This window comes from Paracoccus haematequi, from assembly GCF_900631945.1.
GTDB classification, from domain to species: domain Bacteria; phylum Pseudomonadota; class Alphaproteobacteria; order Rhodobacterales; family Rhodobacteraceae; genus Paracoccus; species Paracoccus haematequi_A.
The window spans coordinates 96,182-118,624 of the sequence record NZ_UZWE01000033.1 but is presented as its reverse complement, the minus strand read 5'-3'; the positions used below and the strand labels follow the sequence as shown (position 1 = coordinate 118,624).

Sequence of the window (22,443 nt, the reverse complement as noted above, 5' to 3'; positions counted from 1 at the left end):
CAGATTCCAACCTGCGCGCGTCCGACGACGGACGCTGTCGGACGCCCGATTTCGTCGGACGACTTCGGCAAGGTGTTTGCCATAATCCACTGATATTTAATGGATTTTGGCTCCGGCGGTAGGGATCGAACCTACGACCAATTGATTAACAGTCAACTGCTCTACCGCTGAGCTACGCCGGAACACGGGGGCCGTATAGCAATGCCATCGGGGGCCGTCCAGTGGGCGGAAGAGGTTTTTTTCACAAAGACATGAATCTTGTTCCGGGGCCAAGCGGATCAAGCGCGGCGACCGCGCCCAGGTCGGTCAGGGCCAACAGATGGGCCAGGACATTGCGGGCGGCGGCGGGCAGCAGGACCGGGGCTACGTCATAGATGCGGCCCGCCAGCGTTGCCGCGTCGGCGGGGCCGTCGCGCAATGCCGTCAGAATCTGGCCGCTGCGTTGGCGGCGGTGGGCGGCAAGCTCGGTCAAGCGGGTCAGCGGATCCTCGATGGTGTCGCCATGGGCGGGCAGCAGGCGGCGGGGGCGCATCTGCGCCAGGCGGTCCAGGGATCGCAGGTAATCCGCCAGATCCCCGTCAGGCGGCGAGATGATGGTCGAGGACCAGCCCATCACCAGATCGCCGCAAAAGATCCGGTCGCCCCACAGCAGGCTGAGATGGCCGCCGGAATGGCCGGGGGTGTGCAGGGCGGTCAGATCCCACCCCTCGCCCTGAATGACCTGCCCGTCATGCAGAGTGATGTCGGGGGCGAAGCGAAGATCCAGCCCCTCGCCCCCGCCGACGCCTTCGTCCGCCAGCCGCCGCATCATCGGCGAGCGTCCCGCCAGCGCGTCTCCGAAGGCCAGGACGGGCGCCCCGGTCATCTTCGACAGCGTTCGCGCGCCCGCGCTGTGGTCCAGATGCGCGTGGGTCACCAGAATATGGCTGATCCGCCCCTGCCCCGCCTCGACAATCGCCGCCAGGTGGCCGGGATCGTCGGGACCGGGGTCGATCACCGCGACATCCCGTTCGCCCAGCAGAAAGGTCGTCGTGCCCGGTCCCGTCAGGGGCGAGGGGTTCGGGGCCAGGATGCGCAGGGGGTCTTTCGTCCGTCCGTCCATGCCATTAGCCTTAGCACGACGAAAAAGGATTTCCATGGCAAACCAGGCGGACGGCGGCTGGATGAAAGGAGTTCTGCCGCGCGGGCTTTACGGGCGCGCGGCGCTGATCCTGTTCCTGCCGGTGGTGGTGGTCACGCTGGTGGTCAGCGTCATGTTCCTGCAACGCCATTTCGAGGGCGTGACCCGGCAGATGAGCAGCAGCATGGCGCGCGAACTGGCCTTTGTCGCCGCGCGCATCGACCAGGCGGGCGGCCGGCCTGCGGCGGGCCAGGACATCGCGGCCCCGCTGGGGGTGACCATCGGGGCCCCCGCGGGTCCAGGCCAGGGCGACCGGCGCCTGTTCTATGACTTCTCGGGGCGTGTGGTGATCGAGGTTCTGCGCGAGGCCTTGGGCGACATCGCCGCCATCGATCTGGCCAGCGACGACAAGCGGGTGATCGTCACGGTGGACGGCGCGGCCGGTCCCTATACGCTGGCTTTCGACCGCAGTCGGGTCAGCGCCTCGAACCCGCATCAGCTGCTGGTGCTGATGGTCTTCACCTCGCTGCTGATGACCGGGATCGCCACGGTGTTCCTGCGCAACCAACTGCGCCCGATCCGCCGCCTGGCCGAGGCGGCCGAGGAATACGGCAAAGGCCGGATGGTGTCCTATCGCCCGTCGGGCGCGTCCGAGGTGCGCAGCGCGGGCACCGCCTTCCTGGACATGCGCAACCGGCTGGAACGCCAGAACGAACAGCGCAAGCTGATGATGTCGGGGATCAGCCACGACCTGCGCACCCCCCTGACGCGGCTGCGGCTGGGCCTGTCGATGATGTCGCCCGACCTTCCCCCCGAGGACGAGGATCTGCGCGCGATGGAGGCCGACATCGCCGAGATGAACCGCATGGTCGACGCTTTCCTGGACTATGCGCGGGACGAGGCGCAGGACAGCCCGCCCCAGCCGACCTCGGTGGCCGACTTCCTGGACGGCATCGTCTCCGACGCGCAGCGGGCGGGCCAGCGGGTCGCGTTGCGCAGCCTGGAGGGAGATGCGGGCGGGCGGGCGACGTTCCGGCCCGACATGCTGCGGCGCGCCCTGGAAAACCTGCTGGGCAATGCCGCGCGCCATGGCACACGCGCCGAACTGGACGCCGCCCTGGGTCCGCGCAGCCTGCGCATCGGGGTCGAGGACGACGGCCCCGGCATCCCCGACGACAGCCTGGATACGGCGATGCGGCCCTTTACCCGTCTGGATCCGGCGCGGGGGCGCAACAGCGGCGGCGGCGCGGGGCTTGGCCTTGCCATCGCAGCCGACGTGGCCCGCGCCCATGGCGGGCAGCTGCGGCTGGGGCGCGGGCAGCGGCTGGGTGGGCTGCGCGCGGAAATCGTCATTCCGCGATAGGTTGTGGCGACGCTGCGCGGGCGGGAAATATGCGGTATTCTTCGCATGATATTGAACGTCGCATGACACCCCCCTAGATTGATGCGGTGCAGGGGCCGTGCGCCGCCATGACGGGGCCACGGCTTCGGGCAGAAAGGAACGCATAATGAACGAATTCGCATCTTCGACCTATCCGGTGCTGCCGCTGCGCGACATCGTGGTCTTTCCCCACATGATCGTTCCGCTGTTCGTGGGTCGCGAAAAATCGGTGCGTGCGCTGGAAGCGGTCATGGAATCGGACAGCCCGATCCTGCTTGCCGCCCAGAAGGACGCCTCGGTCGACGAACCCGAGGAGGACGGCATCTTCCGCGCTGGCGTTCTGGCCAACGTGCTGCAACTGCTGAAGCTGCCCGACGGCACCGTCAAGGTGCTGGTCGAGGGGCGTGAGCGGGTGCAGATCACCGAGTTCGTGCCGAACGACGACCACTTCGCGGCCACCGCCATCGTGCTGGCCGAAACGCCGGGCGACCAGGCCACCGTGACCGCCCTGGTCCGCACCGTGGCCGAGGAGTTCGAGCGTTACGTCAAGGTCCGCAAGAACATCCCCGAGGAAGTCGTGACCGCGGTGGCCGAGGCCAAGGAACCCGGCAAGCTGGCCGACCTTGTGGCGGGCCACATGGGCATCGCCCTGGACAAGAAACAGGATCTGCTGGACACGCTGGACGTGGCCGAGCGGCTGGAGAAGGTCTATTCGCTGATGCAGGGCGAGATGTCCGTGCTTCAGGTCGAGAAGAAGATCAAGTCGCGCGTCAAGACCCAGATGGAGAAGACGCAGCGCGAATATTATCTGAATGAGCAGATGAAGGCCATTCAGAAGGAACTGGGCGACGGTGAGGACGGCCAGAACGAGATCGCCGAGCTTGAGGAAAAGATCGCCAAGACCAAGTTCAGCAAAGAGGCCCGCGACAAGGCCGAGGCCGAGCTGAAAAAGCTGAAGTCGATGTCGCCGATGTCGGCCGAGGCCACGGTCAGCCGCAACTATCTGGACTGGCTGCTGTCGCTGCCCTGGGGCGTGAAGTCGCGCACCCGCAAGGATCTGGTCGCGGCCGAAAAGATCCTGGACGCCGATCACTATGGCCTGGAAAAGGTCAAGGAACGGATCGTCGAGTATCTGGCCGTGCAGACCCGCAGCCAGAAGCTGAAAGGCCCGATCCTGTGCCTCGTCGGCCCTCCGGGGGTCGGCAAGACCTCGCTGGGCCGGTCGGTCGCCAAGGCCACGGGCCGCGAATTCATCCGCATCTCGCTGGGCGGTGTGCGCGATGAGAGCGAGATCCGGGGCCACCGGCGGACCTATATCGGCTCGATGCCCGGCAAGATCATCCAGGCGCTGAAAAAGGCCAAGACCACCAACCCGCTGATCCTGCTGGATGAAATCGACAAGATGGGCCAGGATTTCCGCGGCGACCCGGCCTCGGCGATGCTCGAGGTTCTGGATCCCGAACAGAACGCGACCTTCGTGGACCACTATCTTGAGGTGGAATACGACCTGTCCAACGTGATGTTCGTGACCACGGCCAACAGCTACAACATGCCTGGCCCGCTGCTGGACCGGATGGAGATCATCAGCCTGTCCGGCTATACCGAGGACGAAAAGCGCGAGATCGCGCGCCAGCATCTGCTGCCCAAGCAGATCAAGGCGAACGGCCTTCGCAAGGGCGAGTTCGAGGTGACGGACGAGGCGCTGACCCATGTGATCCGCTATTACACGCGGGAGGCCGGGGTGCGGTCGCTGGAACGCGAGATCGCCAAGCTGGCGCGCAAGGCCGTGACCGAGATCCTCAAGGGTCAGGTCAAGTCCGTGACGGTCGATGCCGCCAAGGCCGAGGAATACCTGGGCGTGCGGCGCCACCGTTACGGCCTGGCCGAGAAAGAGGATCAGGTCGGCGTGGTGACGGGCCTGGCCTGGACCTCGGTCGGGGGCGATCTGTTGCAGATCGAGGCGCTGCGCCTGCCGGGCAAGGGGCGGATGAAGACAACCGGGAAACTGGGCGACGTGATGAAGGAATCGATCGACGCGGCCTCCAGCTTCGTGCGGTCCATCAGCCCGGAAATCGGGGTGAAGCCGCCGGAATTCGACAAGCGCGACATCCATGTCCACGTTCCCGAAGGCGCCACGCCCAAGGACGGGCCGTCCGCAGGCATCGCCATGGTGACCTCGGTCGTGTCGGTCATGACCGGCATCCCCGTCCGCAAGGACGTGGCGATGACGGGCGAGGTGACGTTGCGCGGCAACGTGCTGGCCATCGGCGGCTTGAAGGAGAAGCTGCTGGCGGCGTTGCGCGGTGGCATCAAGACGGTGCTGATCCCCGCCGATAACGAAAAGGATCTGGCCGAGATCCCGGACAACGTGAAGACCGGCCTGACCATCATCCCGGTCAGCAACGTCCGCGAGGTTCTGAAGCACGCCCTGGTGCGGATGCCGGAACCCGTCGAATGGGACGAGGCGGCCGAGGAAGCGGCCGAGGCCGCCCGCCGGGTCGCCGCCCCGCGAGACGACCGCACCGGCGGCAGCGCCGTCGCCCATTAAGACCTCAGGCAGGGCCGGTTCGCACCGGGCCTGTTTTTTTCGTGCGGATCAGGGACATCGCTGATCCGCACCATCAGGATCGCGCCATGAAATCTGCCATTGTCCCGGTTCTGGCTGCCGTGCTGTCCTTCGCCCTGCCCGCTTGGGCCGCCGATCCGCTGACAGGCGTCTGGCAAACCCAGCCCGGCAAGGACGGCGGCTTCGGCCATGTCCGGATCGCGCCTTGCGGCGGCGGGTTGTGCGGCACGGTCGTCCGCACCTTCGATGCCGCAGGCCAGCAGGTCGCGGCAGGCGATCTGGGAGCTGCCATCCTGTCCGGTGTGCTGCCCACGGGCAGCGGCGGCTATGGCAAGGGCCGCATCATCAATCCCGAAACCGGCCGCAGCTATACCGCGCGCCTCACCCTGCGCGGCGACCGGCTGGAGGTAGGCGGCTGCATCATGATGATCTGCCGCAACGCCGGGACATGGCAGCGGGTGGAATAGCCGTCGTCGATTCGTGACGGCTAGGACCGGCCCCATTCGTTCACCAGCATGTCGCGGAAGCGGATGGCCGATGGCGAGAGTTTCGCGCCCCGGCGTTCGACCAGGCCGATCGATCGGCTGACCACCGGCTTTTCCAGCCGAACGGTGGCGATCAGCGGATGTTCGCGCTGCGGCGTCGCCATCTGTGGAAGGACCGATACCCCCAGCCCCGCCTCGACCAGGCCCAGCGAGGTGGACAGGTGGTTGACCTCGTAGAACCAGTTCAGGTCCAGCTGCTGGTTGGCCGCCGCAAGGGCCTGGTCCAGCACGGCGCGGTTGCCCGATTTCTTCGACACGCCGATCAGCGGATGACCCTCAAGCGCAGTCCAGGGCAGCGCCTTGGCGGTTGCGAAGGGGTTGTCGCGGCGGCAGGCCAGCACGAAGGGATCCTCCAGAAGCGGCGTGAAGATCAGGTCGTCGCGGGTCGCCCCGGTGATGTTGATGCCGAATTCGACCTCTCCGTTGGCCACCGCGTCCAGCCCCTCGTTCGCGGACAGGTCCATGATGCGGAAGCGGATGCCGGGAAAGCGGCTGTTGAACGCCTCGATCACGCGGGGCAGGAAATAGAACGCCGCCGTCGGGACCGAGGCAAGCGTCACCTGCGCGCGGTGCCGCCCGCGCAGGTCGGAGATCGACAGGATCGATTCCTCGAATTCATCGACAAGCCGCCGGACCAGGGGCATCAACTCGCGCCCGATCTGGGTGGGGGCGACGCGCCGGGTGGTGCGTTCGATCAACTGCGCGCCGACAGCCTCTTCGAAGGCCTTGATCCGGCGCGACAGGGCGGGCGTGGACAGGTTCAGGTGCCGCGCGGCCTCGTTGAACGAGGACAGTTCAAGCACCGCCAGAAAGGCGCGAAGGTCCAGGAATTCAAAATTGTTCCGCATTGCGCAACAATAGACAAATTCTTTGCAATTCACAACACAGTCCCGATAGCGCATTCCGGGTCTCCAAGGCGGCAGGAGGTGCCGCAGAGGAGAATCATCGTGGACGATCAGATCCGCATCCCTTGCGTCATGATGCGCGGCGGCACCTCGAAGGGGCCGTTCTTCTTGCAACGCGACCTGCCCGCGGACCCCCGGCAGCGCGACGCCCTGCTGGTCGAGATCATGGGATCGGGTCATCCGTTGCAGATCGACGGCATCGGCGGCGGCAACACGCTGTCGTCCAAGGTCGCCATCGTCGGGCCGTCCACGCGCGACGGGGCGGATGTCGATTACCTGTTCGCCCAGGTCAATGTCCTTGACCGGGTGGTGGATACCGGCCCGAACTGTGGCAACATGCTGTCCGCCGTGGGCGCTTTCGCCATCGAACAGGGGCTGGTCCCGGCGGAAAGCGGCGAAACCCGCGTCAAGGTTCATAACGTGAACACCGGCAAGATCATCGAGGCCCGCGTCCAGACCCCCGGCGGCGAATTGCGTTATCAGGGCGATGCCTCGATCGACGGGGTGCCGGGCACCGCCGCGCCGGTCTATCTGGCCTTCCTGGAGGCCATCGGCGCCAAGACCGGGCGGCTGCTGCCGTCGGGAACACCGCAGGAAATCATCGAGGGCGTCCCGGTCTCGCTGATCGACGGGGCGACCCCGGTGGTGATCGCGCGGGCCGAAACCTTCGGTTTGACGGGATCGGAAAGCGCGGCCCGGCTGGACGGGGACGCGGCCTTCCTGGCCCGGCTGGAAGCGGTCCGCATCGAGGCCGGGCGGCGCATGGGACTGGGCGATGTCGGCGGATCGGTGCTGCCCAAGCCCGTCCTGATCGGCGCGCCCGCGCAGGGCGGCACGCTGGCGGTGCGGTATTTCACGCCCCATGCCTGCCATACGTCCCTGGCGACGACCGGCGCGGTGTCGGTCGCCATCGCCGCCACCCTGCCCGACAGCATCGTCGGGGCGGCGCTGCCGGAACTGCAATTTCCTGCCGACCTGACCTTTGAACACCCGACCGGACGGATGGATGTCCGCGTCGAGATCGACCTGGCCGCCGGGGGCACGCCTGTCGTCTTCGTCACCCGGACCTGCCGCCGCCTGTTCGAGGGCGCTGCCCTGGTCCGCCGCCGCAACTGACCCTATTCCGGGCGCCGAGGAACCGCCCGGACCGTTTGAACCCCAAGGGAGGACTATAACAATGTTCAGCTTTACCCGCCGCGTCATGCTGGGCGTCACGGCCGCCAGCCTCGCGCTGTCCGCGCTGCCCGCCGCCGCGCAGGACTATCCGTCCAAGCCCGTCACCATCGTCGTGTCCTATGCGGCCGGCGGCGGCACCGACGCCATCGCCCGCGTCTTCGCCGCCCGGCTGGAAGAAGCCCTGGGCGGCCGCGTCATCGTCGAGAACCGCCCCGGCGCCGCCGCCAACATGGGCACCGACGTGGTCGCCAAGTCCCAGCCCGACGGCTACACGCTGCTGATCGGCAACCAGGGGCCGATGGTCGTCAACCCGCATATCTTCAAGCTGCGCAACGACCCGGCAGAAACGCTGGATCCCATCGCCATGATCGCCGACGCGCAACTGGTGGTCGTCGCCGGTCCCAGCCTTGAAGTCAATTCGATGCAGGAATTGCTGGAAAAGGCCAAGGCGGGCGAACTGGTCTATGGTTCGGCGGGCAATGCCTCGGCCAGCCATGTGGCCACGCTGCTGCTGGGCCAGATGGCCGGCGTGAAGCTGAAGCATGTTCCCTACAAGGGCGCGGGTCCGGCGATCAACGACCTGCTGGGCGGCCATGTCGACTTCATGGTGACGACGGTTCCCTCGGTGATCGTGCTGGTGCAGGACGGCACGCTGAAGGCCCTGGCCGTGACCGGCAAAGAGCGTTTCTCGGAGCTGCCGGACGTGCCGACCGTCGCCGAAGCGGCGCTGCCGGACTACAGCGCCTCGGCTTGGTATGGCCTGCTGGGGCCGACCGGCCTGCCGCAGGACGTGCGCGACAAGCTGGCCGCCGCCACGGCGGAAACGCTGTCCGACCCGGCCTTCATCGAAAGCCTGCAAAAGGATGGCGGCGTTCCGTCGCATCTGGTCGGCCAGGACTTCGCGGACTTCATGGCGGCCGAGCGCGCCCGCTGGGGCGATGTCGTCAAGGCCGCCGACATCAAGGTGGAATAAGCCATGAGCCAGGATACCGCCGAGGTGATCCAGGTCGATGTCCCGCCGGGGCATCCGACCTCGCCGGCCCCGCCGCCGTCCAATCCGTGGCTCGGCCGCGAAAGGATTGCGGGTCTCAGCCTTGTGGCCTTTGGACTGTTCGCCCTCTATGCCGGTGCCGACCTGCCCTTCCGCAGCGAATCCGGCGTCGGGTCCGGGATGCTGCCTCGCGCGCTGTCGATCATCCTGATCGTGCTGGGCGCGGTGCAGCTGGCCGTGACCTGGAAGGACCGGCCCGAATCCACCGGCCGCTGGCCGATCCGCGACATGCTGCCGGTGCTGATCGGGGTATTCCTGTTCGCCATCACCATCCGCGGCCACCATTTCGGATCGTTCGAGGTGCCGACCCTGGGCATGGCCGTCGCCACGCCGCTGGCGGTGATCCTGTCGGGCCTTGCCGCCAAGGATGTCCGCCTGGGCGAGCTGGTGATCTTCGCCGCGATCCTGACCGCAGTCTGCATCGGGCTGTTCCGTTACGCGCTGGGGCTGTCTCTGCCCGTCGCGCCCTGGCTGATCGGATACTGACATGATGGCCATGTTCGAACATCTGGGTCTGGGCCTGTCGGTCGCGGCGACCCTGCAAAACATCTTCTTCTGCTTTCTGGGCTGCCTGATCGGCACCCTGGTGGGCGTGCTGCCGGGCGTGGGTCCGGTGGCGACCATCTCGATCCTGCTGCCGGTGACGCTGTCTCTGGACCCGACCGGCGCGCTGATCATGCTGGCCGGCATCTATTACGGCGCGCAATACGGCGGCTCGACCACGGCGATCCTGGTCAATATCCCGGGCGAGGCCACCGCGGTCGTCACCGCCATCGACGGGCATGAGATGGCGAAGAAGGGCCAGGCCGGGCTGGCCCTGGGCCTGGCCGCGATCGGATCCTTCATCGCGGGCACCATCGCCACCATCGTGATCGCCGCGCTGGCGATGCCGATGACCAGGCTGGGGCTGCTGTTCGGGCCTGCGGAATACTTCTCGCTGATGATCATGGGCTTGGTCCTGGCGGTGGTCCTGGCGCATGGCTCGCTGGTCAAGGCCCTGGCGATGATCGTCGCGGGGGTGCTGTTGTCCTGCGTCGGCGCCGACATGGAAACCGGGCGCGAGCGCATGACCTTCGACATCTACATGCTGACCGACGGGATCGAATTCGTCGTGCTGGCCATGGGCGTCTTCGGCTTTGGCGAGATCTTCAAGAACCTGGCCGACCCCGAAAAGCGCGACGTGATGCGCGGCAAGATCGGCCGGTTGCTGCCGACCCTTACCGAACTGCGCCAGAACCTGGGCGCGATCCTGCGCGGCACCGGCCTGGGCTCGGTCCTGGGGGTTCTGCCGGGCAACGGCGCGATCCTGGCCCCCTTCGCCAGCTATGCGCTGGAAAAGCGCATCTCGGACCGGCCGCAGGATTTCGGCACCGGCGTGCCGCAAGCGGTGGCAGGCCCGGAATCGGCCAACAACTCGGGCGCGCAGACCAGCTTCATCCCGCTTCTGACGCTGGGCATTCCGCCCAATGCGGTGATGGCGCTGATGGTCGGCGCGATGATGATCCAGGGCATCGTCCCCGGCCCGCAGGTGATCCAGAACAGCCCCGACCTGTTCTGGGGCCTGGTCGCCTCGATGTGGATCGGCAACCTGATGCTGGTCATCATCAACCTGCCGCTGATCGGGGTCTGGGTGAAGCTGCTGAAGGTGCCTTATCGCCTGCTGTTCCCGGCCATCGTCGCGTTCTGCTGCATCGGCCTGTTCTCGATCTCGAACGACGGCGCGCAGGTCATCATGGCGGGCATCATGGGGCTGGTGGGCTTCGCGCTCTACAAGCTGCATTTCGAACCGGCGCCGCTGGCCCTGGGCTTCGTGCTGGGCCGCCTGCTGGAAGAAAAGCTGCGCCAGGCGCTGATCATCTCGGACGGCAGCATGACGACCTTCGTCACCTCGCCGCTGTCGCTGGGCCTGTTGCTGGTCGGCGCCGCAGCCCTGGTGATCGCCGTCCTGCCCTCGATCCGAAAATCCCGAGACGAGATCTTCGTCGAGGACTGATCCCTGGAACGCGGCCTCCGGGCCGCGTTCGTCCTTCATCCGTCCCCTCCATCCCGGACCCTGCACGACGCCGCATCAGGCTCGCTTCAACCTTGCCGCCCCGCCATCAGCTATGACGAGCTGGCGCAAAGCTGGCAGTAACGGCCTGCAAGGGGGGGAACCCGGACCTTCGGGTTCCCGCCGCCGCCCCGGCCAGGGGAATGACAGGGACTTGCGGCGAACCGGCCAAGCGCGAATATTGCCGCCATGCGGCGGCCCCTCGAACCGGGCGATTCTGCCAGCAGGCGCGCGATTGGAAGAACGGATGAATGTCGAACAGCCTTCGGGCGACTGGCTGCCTGCCCGCATCAGCAGTGTGGCGCGCGACATCGCGGCGCGCGACTGGTCGGACAGCCCGTTGGGGCCGCTGGCGGGCTGGCCCGCCGATCTGCGGGCGATCCTGGCCACCATGCTGGCCTGCCCCACGCCCATGTATCTGGCCTGGGGACCGCAGCTGATCTCGTTCTATAACGATGCCTATGTGCCGATCCTGGGCTATCGGGCCGATGGTGCGGTGGGCCGGCCCTTTCGCGATCTGTGGGCCAGCATCTGGGACGACATCCTGCCGCTGGTCGAAGGCTGCCTGCGCGGGGAAAGCCAGCAGGTCGTGGACATGCGGCTGGATCTCAGCCGCCGGGGCCTGCCCGAGGAAAGCTACTGGACCTTCACCTATTCGCCCGCCTTCGACGCCCGAGGACGCATCGCCGGGCTGCTCTGCGTCACCGGGGAGACCACCGACCGGATCCTGGCCGAACGCGCGCGGGCCGAAGCGGACGAGCGGCTGGACCTGGCTATGTCGTCGGGCAACAGCGTCGGCACCTGGGACTGGGACGTGATCGCCAACCGCGTCACCGCCGACAGCCGCTTTGCCCGCCTTTACGGGGTGGATCCCGCCCTGGCGGTTCAGGGCGCCGCAATCGAGGACTTCTTCGGCGGCATCCATCCCGATGACCGCCACCGCGTCGAGGCCGAGATCGCCGAGGCGTTGCGCAGCGTCGGAACCTTCGCGTCGGAATACCGGCTGCTGCGCCAGGACGGCTCGGTCTCGTGGGTCTCGGCCCAGGGGCGCTGCATTCCCGGACCGGACGGGCGCTGCGCCCGCCTGCCCGGCGTCAGCTATGACATCACCCCCCTGAAAGAGGCCGAACTGCAACTGCGCGCCGCGAAAGAGGAACGCGAATTCGTCCTGGACCAGATCGCCCGGCAGCGGATGCAGACCGACCCGCAGGAGATCCTGCGCGCCTCGTCCGAGGCTCTGGGCAAGCGGCTGGGCGTGAACCGCGTCGGCTTCTACCGGCTGACCGGGCCGCAGAGCATCTGCCATCAGGCGTCCTGGACGGACGGCACCCTGCCCCCGCTGGAAGGACACCAGGCCACCGACTACTATGGCAGCCATGCCGACCGCGAACGCCGGGCAGGCCGTTCTCTGGTCTTCGGCGACAGCCGCGTCGATGCGGATGGCAGCCTGCTGCCCTATGCCCGCGAAGGCGTTCTGGCGGGGATTTGCGTGCCGCTGCTGACGGACGGCAAATGGGCGGCGGGGATCTATCTTCACCAGGCTGCGGTGCGCGTCTGGACCGGGTCCGAGATCGCCCTGGCCACGGAAATCGTCCAGCAAACCTGGCTTGCCATCGACCGGGCCGAGGCGCTGCAAAGCCTCAACCGCCGGGTCGAGGAACAAGAGGCCGCGCTGGCCCATCGAGAGATCGTCCTGCGCGAGGAATTCGAACGGCGCGAAGCCGCCGAACGCCAGCTGCGCCAGTTGCAGAAGATGGAGGCCGTGGGTCAGTTGACGGGCGGCATCGCGCATGACTTCAACAACATGCTGGCCATCGTCATCAGCGGCCTGAACCTGACGCAGCGCCAGCTTGCGCGCGGGAATGCCGATGTCGGCCCCTTTATCGAGGGCGCCCTGGACGGGGCCAACCGCGCCGCCGCGCTGACCCAACGCCTGCTGGCCTTTTCGCGCCAGCAGCCGCTGGAACCGGCGGTGGTCGATGCCAACGCCCTGCTGGCCGGGCTGTCGGACATGCTGTCGCGGTCGCTGGGCGAAACAGTCGTGCTGGAAACCGGGCTGCAACCGGCGCTGTGGACCACCCGCGTCGATCCCAACCAACTGGAAAACGCCATCATCAACCTGGCCGTGAACGCCCGCGACGCCATGCCGGACGGGGGACAGGTCGCGCTGGAAACTGCCAATATCCGCCGGGACCCCCATGCTGCGCGCGACCTGGGGGCCGAACCGGGGGCCTATGTGCGGATCCGCGTCCGCGACACCGGCAGCGGCATGACGCCCGAGGTTCTGGCCAAGGCCTTCGATCCGTTCTTCACCACCAAGCCCACCGGGCGCGGCACCGGCCTGGGGCTGAGCCAGGTCTACGGCTTCATCCGCCAGTCGGGCGGCCATGTCTCGATCCGTTCGCAGGTCGGCCAGGGCACCTCGGTCGACCTGTATCTGCCGCGCTGCCTGGACCAGGAGAACCAGGCGTCGGGCGATCAGGCGGACGACGTGCCGACCGGACGCCCCGACCAGGTGATCCTGGTGGTCGAGGACGAGGAACGCGTTCGCGCCTTCACCGTCGCCGCGCTGCGCGACCTGGGCTATACCGTGCTGGAGGCGGCGTCGGGTTCGGCGGCGCTGGACATCCTGGCGCGGCGCGACGACATCGCGCTGCTGTTCACGGATGTGGTGATGCCGCAGATGACCGGACCGCAGCTGATCGAACAGGCCCGCCGGATCCGGGGTGATCTGAAGGTCGTGTTCACCAGCGGTTATACGGGCGAATCCTCGGAAACCGACGAACGGATCAGGGCGGGCGGCAACTTCCTGGCCAAACCCTTCAGCTTCGACCAACTGGCGCGCAAGATCGGCGCGATGCTGGCCTGAACGGCGCGGGCCGCAGCGGGGTTGCCGCAGCCCGTGGTTCCTTGTGACAGGCGGTCAGGCCAGGGCCTTGCCGCGCCGCCTGGCCCTGCCCAGCAGCACAAGCCCACCCGCCAGCAGCACCCCGGCGGGCGGGACCGGAACGGGCGCGGGCTCAGCGCCGGATTTCGTATAGAAGCTCTGCCCATAGGCGATCCCCAGGCCGTGCCCCGCGAAAGACAGCGGATTCGTCGCAAGCCCGGTCGTCACGTCCACCTCATAGATCGATGTGCCGGCTACGCCATACAGCCTGCCGCCAGGCGCCGTCGCCAGCCCGAAGACATCGCTGACGCCGAACGGACCAACGGCGGCCGTGCCGCCCGGATTGCCCAGATCGATCTTGACCAATTGGTTCGCGCTGGATGCGAGATAGAAATCGCTTCCCACGAAAGCCAGATCGCCGCCCGAATAGAACCCGACGGATCCAAGCGAGCTTCCCACCCCGGTCATTGTGTTCAGGGAATAGAGATTGGTCCATGCATCGTGGCAGACAGTGCAGGAGTCGCTGCCATCGCAAGAAAGAAGGCGGTCGTCATTCGCTTGATGTCCATCCTGCGGCACCCCCGGTATCGTTAACCAAGGCAAACCGACCAGTCTGCTTTGGCACCGTAACACGGGCGCCGATTCGCACGACGTCGTGAAAGGAAGCCGCCCGTTCCGGCCCTAGCGCCGCCGCTTGGACCGCTTGTTGCCGCCGCGCTGTCCCGCCCTGCCCGCCGTGGACCGGCCCGAGGCCTTGACGGCATCCTCGGCCGCCTCCTCGATCACCGACTGACGCGCCAGCGGATCGTCCGCCACGGCCAGTTCCACGGCTTCCAGGCGCTTCACCTCGTCGCGGATCCGCGCGGCTTCCTCGAATTCCAGGTTTTCGGCGGCCTTGCGCATCTGCGCGCGCAAGGCGTCCAGATGGGCGGCCAGGTTGGCGCCGACCATTGGCTTGTCGATCTTCGCCGTCACGCGCGACTGGTCGGTGTCGCCCTGCCACAGGCCCGCCAGCACATCCTCGACGTTCTTGCGGACGGTTTGGGGGGTGATGCCGTGGGCCTTATTGTAGGCCATCTGCTTGGCACGGCGGCGTTCGGTTTCCGCCATCGCGCGTTCCATGCTGCCGGTGATGCGGTCGGCATACATGATGACGCGCCCGTCGGCGTTGCGTGCGGCGCGGCCGATGGTCTGGATCAGCGAGGTTTCGCTGCGCAGGAATCCTTCCTTGTCGGCATCCAGGATCGCCACCAGACCGCATTCCGGGATGTCCAGCCCCTCGCGCAGCAGGTTGATGCCCACCAGCACGTCGAAGGCGCCCAGGCGCAGGTCGCGCAGGATCTCGATCCGCTCGATCGTGTCGATGTCGCTGTGCATGTAGCGGATGCGGATGCCCTGTTCGTGGAAATATTCGGTCAGATCCTCGGCCATGCGCTTGGTCAGGGTCGTGACCAGCGTGCGCAGCCCCGCCGCGCTGACCTTGCGGATCTCGTCCAGCAGGTCGTCCACCTGCATGTCCACGGGACGGATCTCGATCTGCGGGTCCAGAAGGCCGGTCGGGCGGATGACCTGCTCGGTGAAGACGCCGCCGGTCTGGTCCAGCTCCCATTGCGCGGGGGTGGCGCTGACAAAGACCGATTGCGGGCGCATCGCGTCCCATTCCTCGAACTTCAGCGGGCGGTTGTCCATGCAACTGGGCAGGCGGAAGCCGTGTTCGGCCAGCGTGAACTTGCGCCGGAAGTCGCCGCGATACATGCCGCCGATTTGCGGCACGCTGACATGGGATTCGTCGGCAAAGACGATGGCGTTGTCGGGGATGAACTCGAACAGCGTGGGGGGCGGTTCGCCCGGCGCGCGCCCGGTAAGATAGCGGGAATAGTTCTCGATGCCGTTGCAGACGCCGGTGGCCTCCAGCATCTCCAGGTCGAAATTGGTGCGCTGTTCCAGCCGCTGAGCTTCCAGCAGCTTGCCTTCGTCCACCAGTTGCTTCAGCCGCCCCTGCAATTCCGCCTTGATGCCCTTGATCGCCTGCTGAAGCGTGGGGCGCGGCGTGACATAGTGGCTGTTGGCATAGATGCGGATCTGGCGGAAATTGTCGGTCTTTTGCCCGGTCAACGGGTCGAACTCGGTGATCGCCTCAAGCTCGTTGCCGAAGAAATCGAAGCGCCAGGCGCGGTCCTCAAGGTGGGCGGGCCAGACCTCGACCACGTCGCCTTTCACCCGAAACCCGCCCCGCTGGAAGGCCGCGTCAAGGCGGCGGTATTGCTGGGCGACAAGCTGGCCGATGAATTCCCGCTGGTCGTAGCTGTCGCCCACCACCATGTCCTGGGTCATCGCCGAATAGGTCTCGACCGAGCCGATGCCGTAAATGCAGGAGACCGAAGCGACGATGATCACGTCGTCGCGTTCCAGAAGCGCCCGCGTGGCCGAGTGGCGCATCCGGTCGATGGCCTCGTTGATCTGGCTTTCCTTCTCGATATAGGTGTCGCTGCGCGGCACATAGGCCTCGGGCTGATAATAGTCGTAGTAGCTGACGAAATATTCGACCGCGTTGTCGGGAAAGAAGCCCTTGAATTCGCCGTAAAGCTGGGCGGCCAGCGTCTTGTTCGGCGCCAGGATGATGGCCGGGCGCTGCGTCGCCTCGATCACCTTGGCCATGGTGAAGGTCTTGCCGGTGCCGGTCGCGCCCAAAAGCACCTGGTCGCGTTCGCCCGCCTGCACCCCCTGGGTCAGTTCGACGATGGCGGTCGGCTGGTCGCCCGCGGGCTGGAATTCGCTTTTCATCACGAAGCGCCGCCCGCCTTCCAGCTTGGGGCGGGTGACTTCGATCGGGCGCGCAACCGGCGCGTTGGTGTTGTTGTGACCCATGGACGACCCTTGTGCGGCAGAGCCTTAAGGTGTGGGCAGTTGCGCGAAAGTCAACCGGGGCGGTAGACGGAATGCGGCGGCGGAAGGGGGCTGTCTGCCCCCTTCTTGGCCTGCGGCCAATTCATCCCCCGAGGATATTTGTGCAAAGGAGAAACGGCGATCACCGCTTGAAGCGCGCGGGTTGCAGTTCCGCCCATCCCTGCTTGCCGTCGATTTCGTCGGCGATGATCTCGGCCGTGACCGGACCCAGGGTAAAACCCTGGTGGCCGTGGCCGAAATGCGCCCACAGATTCGGCTGGTCGGGGACGCGGCCGATCACCGGCAGCATGTCGGGAATGCAGGGGCGGCGGCCGGTCCAGGGTTCGGCCTCGACCGGGGCGCCGATGTCGAACAGTTCCCGCGCGGCCTTTTCGCCGTGCTTCAGTTGCGGAGGGGTCAGGCGCGGGTGGCTGGTCAGTTCGGCGGCGGTGGCGATGCGCAGACCGCGACGCATGGGCGACAGCACCACCGAATTGCCGAAATCGGCGATCGGGTGATTGGGCGGCGTCTCCATGTGGTAGTGGCGGTGATAGCCGCGCTTGAAGACCATCGGCACGGTCAGGCCGAAGCGTTGCAGCAGCATCGGCGACCAGGGGCCGAGCGCTACGACGGCATGTTCGCCGGTATGCTCGTCCACCTGCCAGCCGTTGCCCGCGCGATGCAGGTCGCCCGCGTCGGCGTTGACGATCCGCCCGCCCTGGCGTTCGAACAGCGCCGCATAGGCCGCGACCAGCCCGCCGGGATCGGAACAGGTCCAGGTGTCGGCCCAATGGGTCGCGCCCTCGACCTCGATCTTGATGGCCGGTTCCAGGGCGCGCAGGGCGCGGCCGTCCATCAGCTTGGCCTCGACCCCGAATTCATCCATGAACCGCTTGGCGGTGACGCGGGCCTTTTCCATGCGCGCGGCGGTCCGGTGCACCTCGATATAGCCGTCGCGGCGGATGATGTTGTCGGCGCCCGCAGCGGCGACCAGCGGCGCGTGGCGGTCGGTCGACTGGCGGATCAGCTTGCCCCAGGTCAACGTGGCACGGCGATGGCCCGCAGGCAGCGAGTTCAGCGCATAAGTCCAGACGGCGTTGAGTTGCGACAGCAGCCCGCCGACGTTCCATTTCACGTCATAGCCCCGGCCAAGCGCGATCTGGATCAGCGCGCCGGGGGCCAGAGGCATGGCATAGGGTTCGACCGCCTCGGTCTGGATCAGACCGGCATTGCCATAGCTGGTTTCCCGCCCCGGCACGCCGCGTTCGACGATGGTCACCTGATGGCCGCGCGCCTGCAAGGCCAGTCCGGTCGTGACGCCGACCATGCCCGCACCCAGAACCAGAATCTCTGCCATGTCCTTCCCCTGACCAAGTTTGGATCAGGGATGCAGATATCGGTCGAATCGGGCAAGGATTATCGCACGATCTTCGGCAACCTTTCAAAACTTTGCAAGATTCAGGCGAAAAGCTCTCGACAGAAGCTCAATCCTTCGGCCAAAGCGTCCACTTCCTGCCTGGTATTATACATCGCGAAAGAGGCGCGGGCGCTTGCGGTGATTCCAAAGAACTCCATCAGCGGCATGGCGCAATGGCTGCCCGCCCGCACGGCAATGCCGCGCTTGTCGAGGATGGTGGACAGGTCATGCGCATGGGCGCCCTGCATGGTCATCGAGAAGATCGCACCCTTGTCCGGCGCGTCGCCCTGGATCTGAAGCCAGTTCAGGCTGCGCAGCCGGTCGCGGGCGTAGTCGCGCAGGCTGCGTTCATGGGCGGCGATATTCTCCATCCCCAGATCCATGAGGTATTCCAGCGCCGCGCCCAGGCCGATCTGGTTGACGATGCCGGGGGTTCCCGCCTCGAACCGCAGGGGGGGGTCGGCATAGTCGATGGCGTCTCGGGTGACCGTGCGGATCATGTCGCCGCCGCCTAGAAAGGGGCGCATCTCGGCCTGGCGTTCACGGCGGATCCACATCGCGCCCGACCCCGAGGGGCCATACAGCTTGTGCCCGGTGATGCAGTAGAAATCGACGCCAAGCGCCGCCAGATCGACCGGCATATGGACCGCCGCCTGGCTGCCATCGGCCAGCACCGGCACATCGGTGCCCCGCGCGATGGCGCCCACATCGACGATGGTTCCGGTGACGTTCGACATATGCGTGACCGCGATCAGTTTCGTGCGCGGCCCCACGGCGGCCAGCACCTTATCAGCCGGCAGGCTGCCGTCTGCTTCGGGTTCGACCCAGTTCAGCACCACCCCCTGACGTTCACGCAGGAAATGCCACGGCACGATATTGGCGTGGTGTTCCAGCACCGACAGCACGATCTCGTCCCCCGGCTGGAACCGGGGCGCGGCCCAGCCATAGCTGACCAGGTTGATGCCTTCGGTGGATCCGCTGGTGAAGATCACCTCGTCTTCATGCGGGGCGTTCAGGAAACGGGCGATGATGGCGCGGACGCGTTCGTAATTGTCGGTCGTGAGGTTCGACAGGAAATGCAGGCCGCGATGGACATTGGCATATTCGCCCTCATAGGCGCGGGTGATCGCCTCGATCACCTGGCGCGGCTTCTGGGCGCTGGCGCCGCTGTCCAGATAGACCAGCGGGCGGTTGTTCACCTGCCGCGACAGGATGGGGAAATCGGCGCGGACACGATCGACATCAAAGCTCATTGCGCTATCTCCGGCAGGATACCCAGGGCGGCCGCGATCAGCGACAGGATGAAGCCCGCCACGAAGGCGGTGCCGATCAGGCCCAAAGCGACCTTCGCGCTGTTGCGGAACCCGTGCAGCGCCTTGGTGAACTGCACCGTCAGCCACAGGAACAACGCGATGGCAGCCAGGCCCAGCAGGCCCGCCACGCCGGGCAGGACCAGGGACAGGACCAGTTGGACGACCTGGATCAGCAGCAGCAGAACCTCGATCCAGACGGTCAGCAGCAGCGCGTCCTCGAACCGGCCGTGGCCGCCGAACAGGCGGCCGACGCCCGACATCAGCCCGGCCGCCAGGACGATGGCGACAAGTTGCATGGCGGCCAGCGCCATGGGCTGACGGCTGAGCATCACGACCTGCGTCCCCTCAGGATCCGCGCCGCCAACCAGCATGGCGGCAAGCGAGGCCAGCAACGCGGAAACGGACACCGCTGCGATCAGTGCCATCCAGCGGGCCTGGACGGGCCAGCCCTGCGCCATCAGCGCATGGGCCGCTGTCTGCGGATCGCGGAAGGACAAACCGACCAGGGCCTTGAAGTCGTCGAAACTCATGCTTTCCTCGCCAGCGCCGAAAGGCCGGCGCCCCAGATCATCAGAAAACCAAGGCCGCAGGCGGCGCGAACCAGGGTCAGGCCCGGTCCCTGCCCCACCAGCCCCGCGACCAGACCGGCCAGCAGCATCGCGGGCGCGACGGCCAGCAGCGCCCAGAACAGGGCCAGGCGCGAATCCTCGGGCGTCAGCCGCCACCGGCTGAGCCGCGACAGGGCCGCGACCAGCCCGGCCAGGGCATAGGCCAGGATCGGCATCATGAACATCACCGCCAGCAACGCGCCGCCCATCCGTGCCTGGAACGGGACCGAGGGGTCGATCTGCGCCAGCCGCGCGTTGGCGGGGGCCTGCGCGATCAGGAAGATCAGCATCGCCGCCATCAGCACCGCCAGCTTGACCCGTTCCGGCATGTCGGAAAGGCCCCGCACCACCCGGCGCGGGGCCACCCAGCTTTGCAGCATGCGGGGGACGATGCCCCCCCTGCTCATTGCGTGGCGTGAAGGGTCAGCCATGCTTCCAGCCGGTCGTTGATCTCGGCCCGCAGATCCTCGTCCTCGATCTCCTCAAGCGCGTCGGCCAGGAAGGACAGCACCAGGAACACGATGGCCCGCCCGTACGGCACCCCGCGAGAGCGGAGATAGAACAGCGCCTCCTCATCAATCGCGCCGGTGGTCGATCCGTGCGAACATTTCACGTCGTCCGCGTAGATTTCCAGTTCCGGCTTGGCCAGGAACTGGCTGCGTTCATCCAGCAGCAGCGCCTGGCTGATCTGATAGCCGTCGGTCTTCTGGGCGCCGGGCTTGACCAGGATCTTGCCCTGAAACACGCCCTCGGCACCGTTCTTCAGCACCTTCTTGAAGACCTGGCGGCTTTCGCAGCGTTCTGCGCCATGGGTGATGAACACGGTGTCGTCGTGATGGAACGCCCCGACATTGCCGTCGCCCAGCACGGCGGCGGCGATATGGGCCACCGCATCGTCGCCCGCGATGTCGATCACCGCCTCGTGCCGCATCAGCGTGCCGTTGACCGACAGGCAGAAGCTTTTCAGCAGCGCGCCCTCGGCCACGCGCACGAACAGATGCGACAGGCCCAGCTTCTGGTGCCCCGCGCGCTTGGCGGTGATGTGGTGCAGCCGGGCGCCGGGGCGCAGGTCGGCCTCGATCACGCCATTGGACCGCGCGCCGACCATGCCGGTTTCCAGGAAGGTCAGCTCGGCGCCCTCCTCGACCCGGATGACGTGGTGCCAGACGACATCCGCATCCTCGGACGCGCGGCGGTGGACGACATGGACCGGGCGAGCGGGCGAGGATGTGACGCGGATCAGCACACCGTCCGCTGCCGCGGCCGTGTTCAGCGCGGCGAAGGGACGGCGCACCGGGGTCTGGCCCGCCGTTTCAAGCCTGCCATACAGATCGGCCGCCCAATGGTCCTGCCGGGTGTCGGCATCGGCCAGAGTGTCGATCTGGATCCCCTCAAGCGCCAGGTCGTCCGAGGCGGCGGCGTCGAAGCGCCCGTCCACGAAAACCAGTTTCAGCCGGTCGCGGTCACCGAACAGCGGCGAATCCGCCTCTTTGTCCAGCAGCGGGATGGGCTGGGGGACCGGCGCATTGAAGGCGCGCGGTTCGGTATAGCGCCAGTATTCGTCGCGCGGACCGGGCAAGCCCATCTCGCGCAACCGCGCCAGCGCGTCCCGGCGCGCCGCCGCCGTGAAGCCACCCTGCGGGAGGGTCAGCGCCGCCAGCCGCGCGTCAAGCGCATTGGCGGGCTTGGGCGATCCCTCGACGGTCGGGGTCTGGTCCTTGGTCCTGACTGCCGCGTCCGCCATCAGCGGGCCTCCGCCAGCAGATCGCCATAGCCTTCTTCCTCGACCTGCAAGGCCAGTTCGGGACCGCCCGATTTGACGATCCGGCCATCGGCCATGATATGCACGACATCGGGCTGAATGTGGTTCAGCAGGCGCTGATAGTGCGTGATGACCAGGAAGCTGCGGTCGGGGCCGCGCAGCGCGTTCACCCCGTCCGACACCAGCCGCATCGCATCGACGTCAAGACCCGAATCGGTTTCGTCCATGATGCACATGCGGGGTTCCAGCATGGCCATTTGCAGGATCTCGTTGCGCTTCTTTTCCCCGCCCGAAAAGCCCACGTTAACCGGGCGCTTCAGCATGTCGGGGCTGATCTGCAATTCGGCGGCCTTGGCGCGCACGATCTTCAGGAACTCGCCCGAGGACAGTTCGGCTTCGCCCCGCGCCTTGCGCTGCGCGTTTACGGCGGTGCGCAGGAAGGTCATGTTGCCGACGCCGGGGATCTCGACCGGATACTGGAAGGCCAGGAACAGGCCGGCGGCGGCGCGTTCCTCGGGTTCCATGTCCAACAGGCTCTCGCCGTCCAGCGTCGCGGATCCTTCGGTCACCTCATAGCCGTCGCGGCCCGACAGGACATATGACAGCGTGGATTTGCCGGACCCGTTCGGCCCCATGATCGCATGAACCTGACCGGCGGGAACCTCCAGCGACAGACCCTTCAGGATCTGCTTGTCCTCTTCCTCAAGTTTCACATGCAAGTTGTCGATTTTCAGCATCTTTTCCTCATCGGATGGTGGCGGCGGTGCCTGCGGCAC

General features: G+C 66.7%; 18 protein-coding genes and 1 tRNA gene. 8 read left to right on the top strand and 11 right to left on the bottom strand.

Annotated features, from left to right (window positions below):
* Positions 1 to 107 precede the first annotated feature (107 nt).
* Both PARHAE_RS12170 and PARHAE_RS12165 read right to left on the bottom strand, forming a co-directional pair.
* A tRNA-Asn gene (locus tag PARHAE_RS12170) sits at positions 108 to 182 on the bottom strand.
* 59 nt (positions 183 to 241) lie between these two features.
* Complete coding sequence (locus PARHAE_RS12165; RefSeq protein ID WP_126154884.1) at positions 242 to 1,102, bottom strand: MBL fold metallo-hydrolase; 861 nt, start codon at positions 1,100 to 1,102, stop codon at positions 242 to 244.
* Positions 1,103 to 1,136: 34 nt separating this feature from the next.
* On the opposite strand from PARHAE_RS12165, the gene PARHAE_RS12160 reads away from it, so the two are divergent.
* From PARHAE_RS12160 to PARHAE_RS12150, 3 genes are all read left to right on the top strand, one after another.
* On the top strand, positions 1,137 to 2,483 hold the full coding sequence (locus tag PARHAE_RS12160; RefSeq protein ID WP_126154883.1) for an ATP-binding protein: 1,347 nt from the start codon (positions 1,137 to 1,139) through the stop codon (positions 2,481 to 2,483).
* A 145-nt stretch (positions 2,484 to 2,628) separates the two neighbouring features.
* Positions 2,629 to 5,049, top strand: coding sequence for an endopeptidase La (gene lon / locus PARHAE_RS12155; protein ID WP_126154882.1), 2,421 nt, complete (start codon positions 2,629 to 2,631; stop codon positions 5,047 to 5,049).
* Between the two features lie 86 nt (positions 5,050 to 5,135).
* Positions 5,136 to 5,534, top strand: a complete 399-nt coding sequence (locus tag PARHAE_RS12150) for a DUF2147 domain-containing protein (RefSeq protein WP_164555232.1) — start codon at positions 5,136 to 5,138, stop codon at positions 5,532 to 5,534.
* 20 nt (positions 5,535 to 5,554) lie between these two features.
* Here the strand turns inward: PARHAE_RS12150 and PARHAE_RS12145 are convergent, their stop codons facing one another.
* A complete protein-coding gene (locus PARHAE_RS12145) occupies positions 5,555 to 6,460 on the bottom strand; it encodes a LysR family transcriptional regulator (protein ID WP_126154880.1) in 906 nt (301 codons plus the stop codon).
* Between the two features lie 99 nt (positions 6,461 to 6,559).
* Here PARHAE_RS12145 and PARHAE_RS12140 point away from each other — a divergent pair, with 99 nt between their 5' ends.
* The 5 genes from PARHAE_RS12140 (at position 6,560) to PARHAE_RS12120 (ending at position 13,663) form a co-directional block, all read left to right on the top strand.
* The gene (locus PARHAE_RS12140) at positions 6,560 to 7,633 is read left to right on the top strand and encodes a 4-oxalomesaconate tautomerase (protein ID WP_206436940.1); all 1,074 of its coding nucleotides are present in this window, start codon (positions 6,560 to 6,562) and stop codon (positions 7,631 to 7,633) included.
* Between the two features lie 61 nt (positions 7,634 to 7,694).
* Positions 7,695 to 8,666 (top strand): Bug family tripartite tricarboxylate transporter substrate binding protein, encoded by a 972-nt coding sequence (locus PARHAE_RS12135; protein ID WP_241232790.1) that lies wholly within the window; start codon positions 7,695 to 7,697, stop codon positions 8,664 to 8,666.
* Positions 8,667 to 8,669: 3 nt separating this feature from the next.
* A complete protein-coding gene (locus PARHAE_RS12130) occupies positions 8,670 to 9,230 on the top strand; it encodes a tripartite tricarboxylate transporter TctB family protein (protein ID WP_126154879.1) in 561 nt (186 codons plus the stop codon).
* Positions 9,231 to 9,234: 4 nt separating this feature from the next.
* The gene (locus PARHAE_RS12125) at positions 9,235 to 10,737 is read left to right on the top strand and encodes a tripartite tricarboxylate transporter permease (protein ID WP_241232789.1); all 1,503 of its coding nucleotides are present in this window, start codon (positions 9,235 to 9,237) and stop codon (positions 10,735 to 10,737) included.
* Positions 10,738 to 11,041: 304 nt separating this feature from the next.
* Complete coding sequence (locus PARHAE_RS12120; protein WP_164555231.1) at positions 11,042 to 13,663, top strand: ATP-binding protein; 2,622 nt, start codon at positions 11,042 to 11,044, stop codon at positions 13,661 to 13,663.
* A 54-nt stretch (positions 13,664 to 13,717) separates the two neighbouring features.
* Here the strand turns inward: PARHAE_RS12120 and PARHAE_RS12115 are convergent, their stop codons facing one another.
* From PARHAE_RS12115 to sufC, 8 genes are all read right to left on the bottom strand, one after another.
* The gene (locus PARHAE_RS12115) at positions 13,718 to 14,149 is read right to left on the bottom strand and encodes a hypothetical protein (RefSeq protein ID WP_164555230.1); all 432 of its coding nucleotides are present in this window, start codon (positions 14,147 to 14,149) and stop codon (positions 13,718 to 13,720) included.
* A gap of 213 nt (positions 14,150 to 14,362) precedes the next feature.
* Positions 14,363 to 16,549, bottom strand: coding sequence for an excinuclease ABC subunit UvrB (uvrB, locus tag PARHAE_RS12110; protein ID WP_126154875.1), 2,187 nt, complete (start codon positions 16,547 to 16,549; stop codon positions 14,363 to 14,365).
* Positions 16,550 to 16,709: 160 nt separating this feature from the next.
* Positions 16,710 to 17,924, bottom strand: coding sequence for an NAD(P)/FAD-dependent oxidoreductase (locus tag PARHAE_RS12105; RefSeq protein ID WP_126154874.1), 1,215 nt, complete (start codon positions 17,922 to 17,924; stop codon positions 16,710 to 16,712).
* A 101-nt stretch (positions 17,925 to 18,025) separates the two neighbouring features.
* Positions 18,026 to 19,237 (bottom strand): cysteine desulfurase, encoded by a 1,212-nt coding sequence (locus PARHAE_RS12100; protein ID WP_126154873.1) that lies wholly within the window; start codon positions 19,235 to 19,237, stop codon positions 18,026 to 18,028.
* The gene (locus PARHAE_RS12095) at positions 19,234 to 19,827 is read right to left on the bottom strand and encodes a YIP1 family protein (RefSeq protein WP_126154872.1); all 594 of its coding nucleotides are present in this window, start codon (positions 19,825 to 19,827) and stop codon (positions 19,234 to 19,236) included. The genes PARHAE_RS12100 and PARHAE_RS12095 overlap by 4 nt, the downstream gene beginning before the upstream one ends.
* A complete protein-coding gene (locus PARHAE_RS12090; protein WP_126154910.1) occupies positions 19,824 to 20,312 on the bottom strand; it encodes a hypothetical protein in 489 nt (162 codons plus the stop codon). Before PARHAE_RS12090 ends, PARHAE_RS12095 begins: the two co-directional genes overlap by 4 nt.
* Complete coding sequence (locus tag PARHAE_RS12085) at positions 20,309 to 21,649, bottom strand: SufB/SufD family protein (protein WP_126154871.1); 1,341 nt, start codon at positions 21,647 to 21,649, stop codon at positions 20,309 to 20,311. The genes PARHAE_RS12090 and PARHAE_RS12085 overlap by 4 nt, the downstream gene beginning before the upstream one ends.
* On the bottom strand, positions 21,649 to 22,404 hold the full coding sequence (gene sufC / locus PARHAE_RS12080) for a Fe-S cluster assembly ATPase SufC (RefSeq protein ID WP_126154870.1): 756 nt from the start codon (positions 22,402 to 22,404) through the stop codon (positions 21,649 to 21,651). The genes PARHAE_RS12085 and sufC overlap by 1 nt, the downstream gene beginning before the upstream one ends.
* Positions 22,405 to 22,443 lie beyond the last annotated feature (39 nt).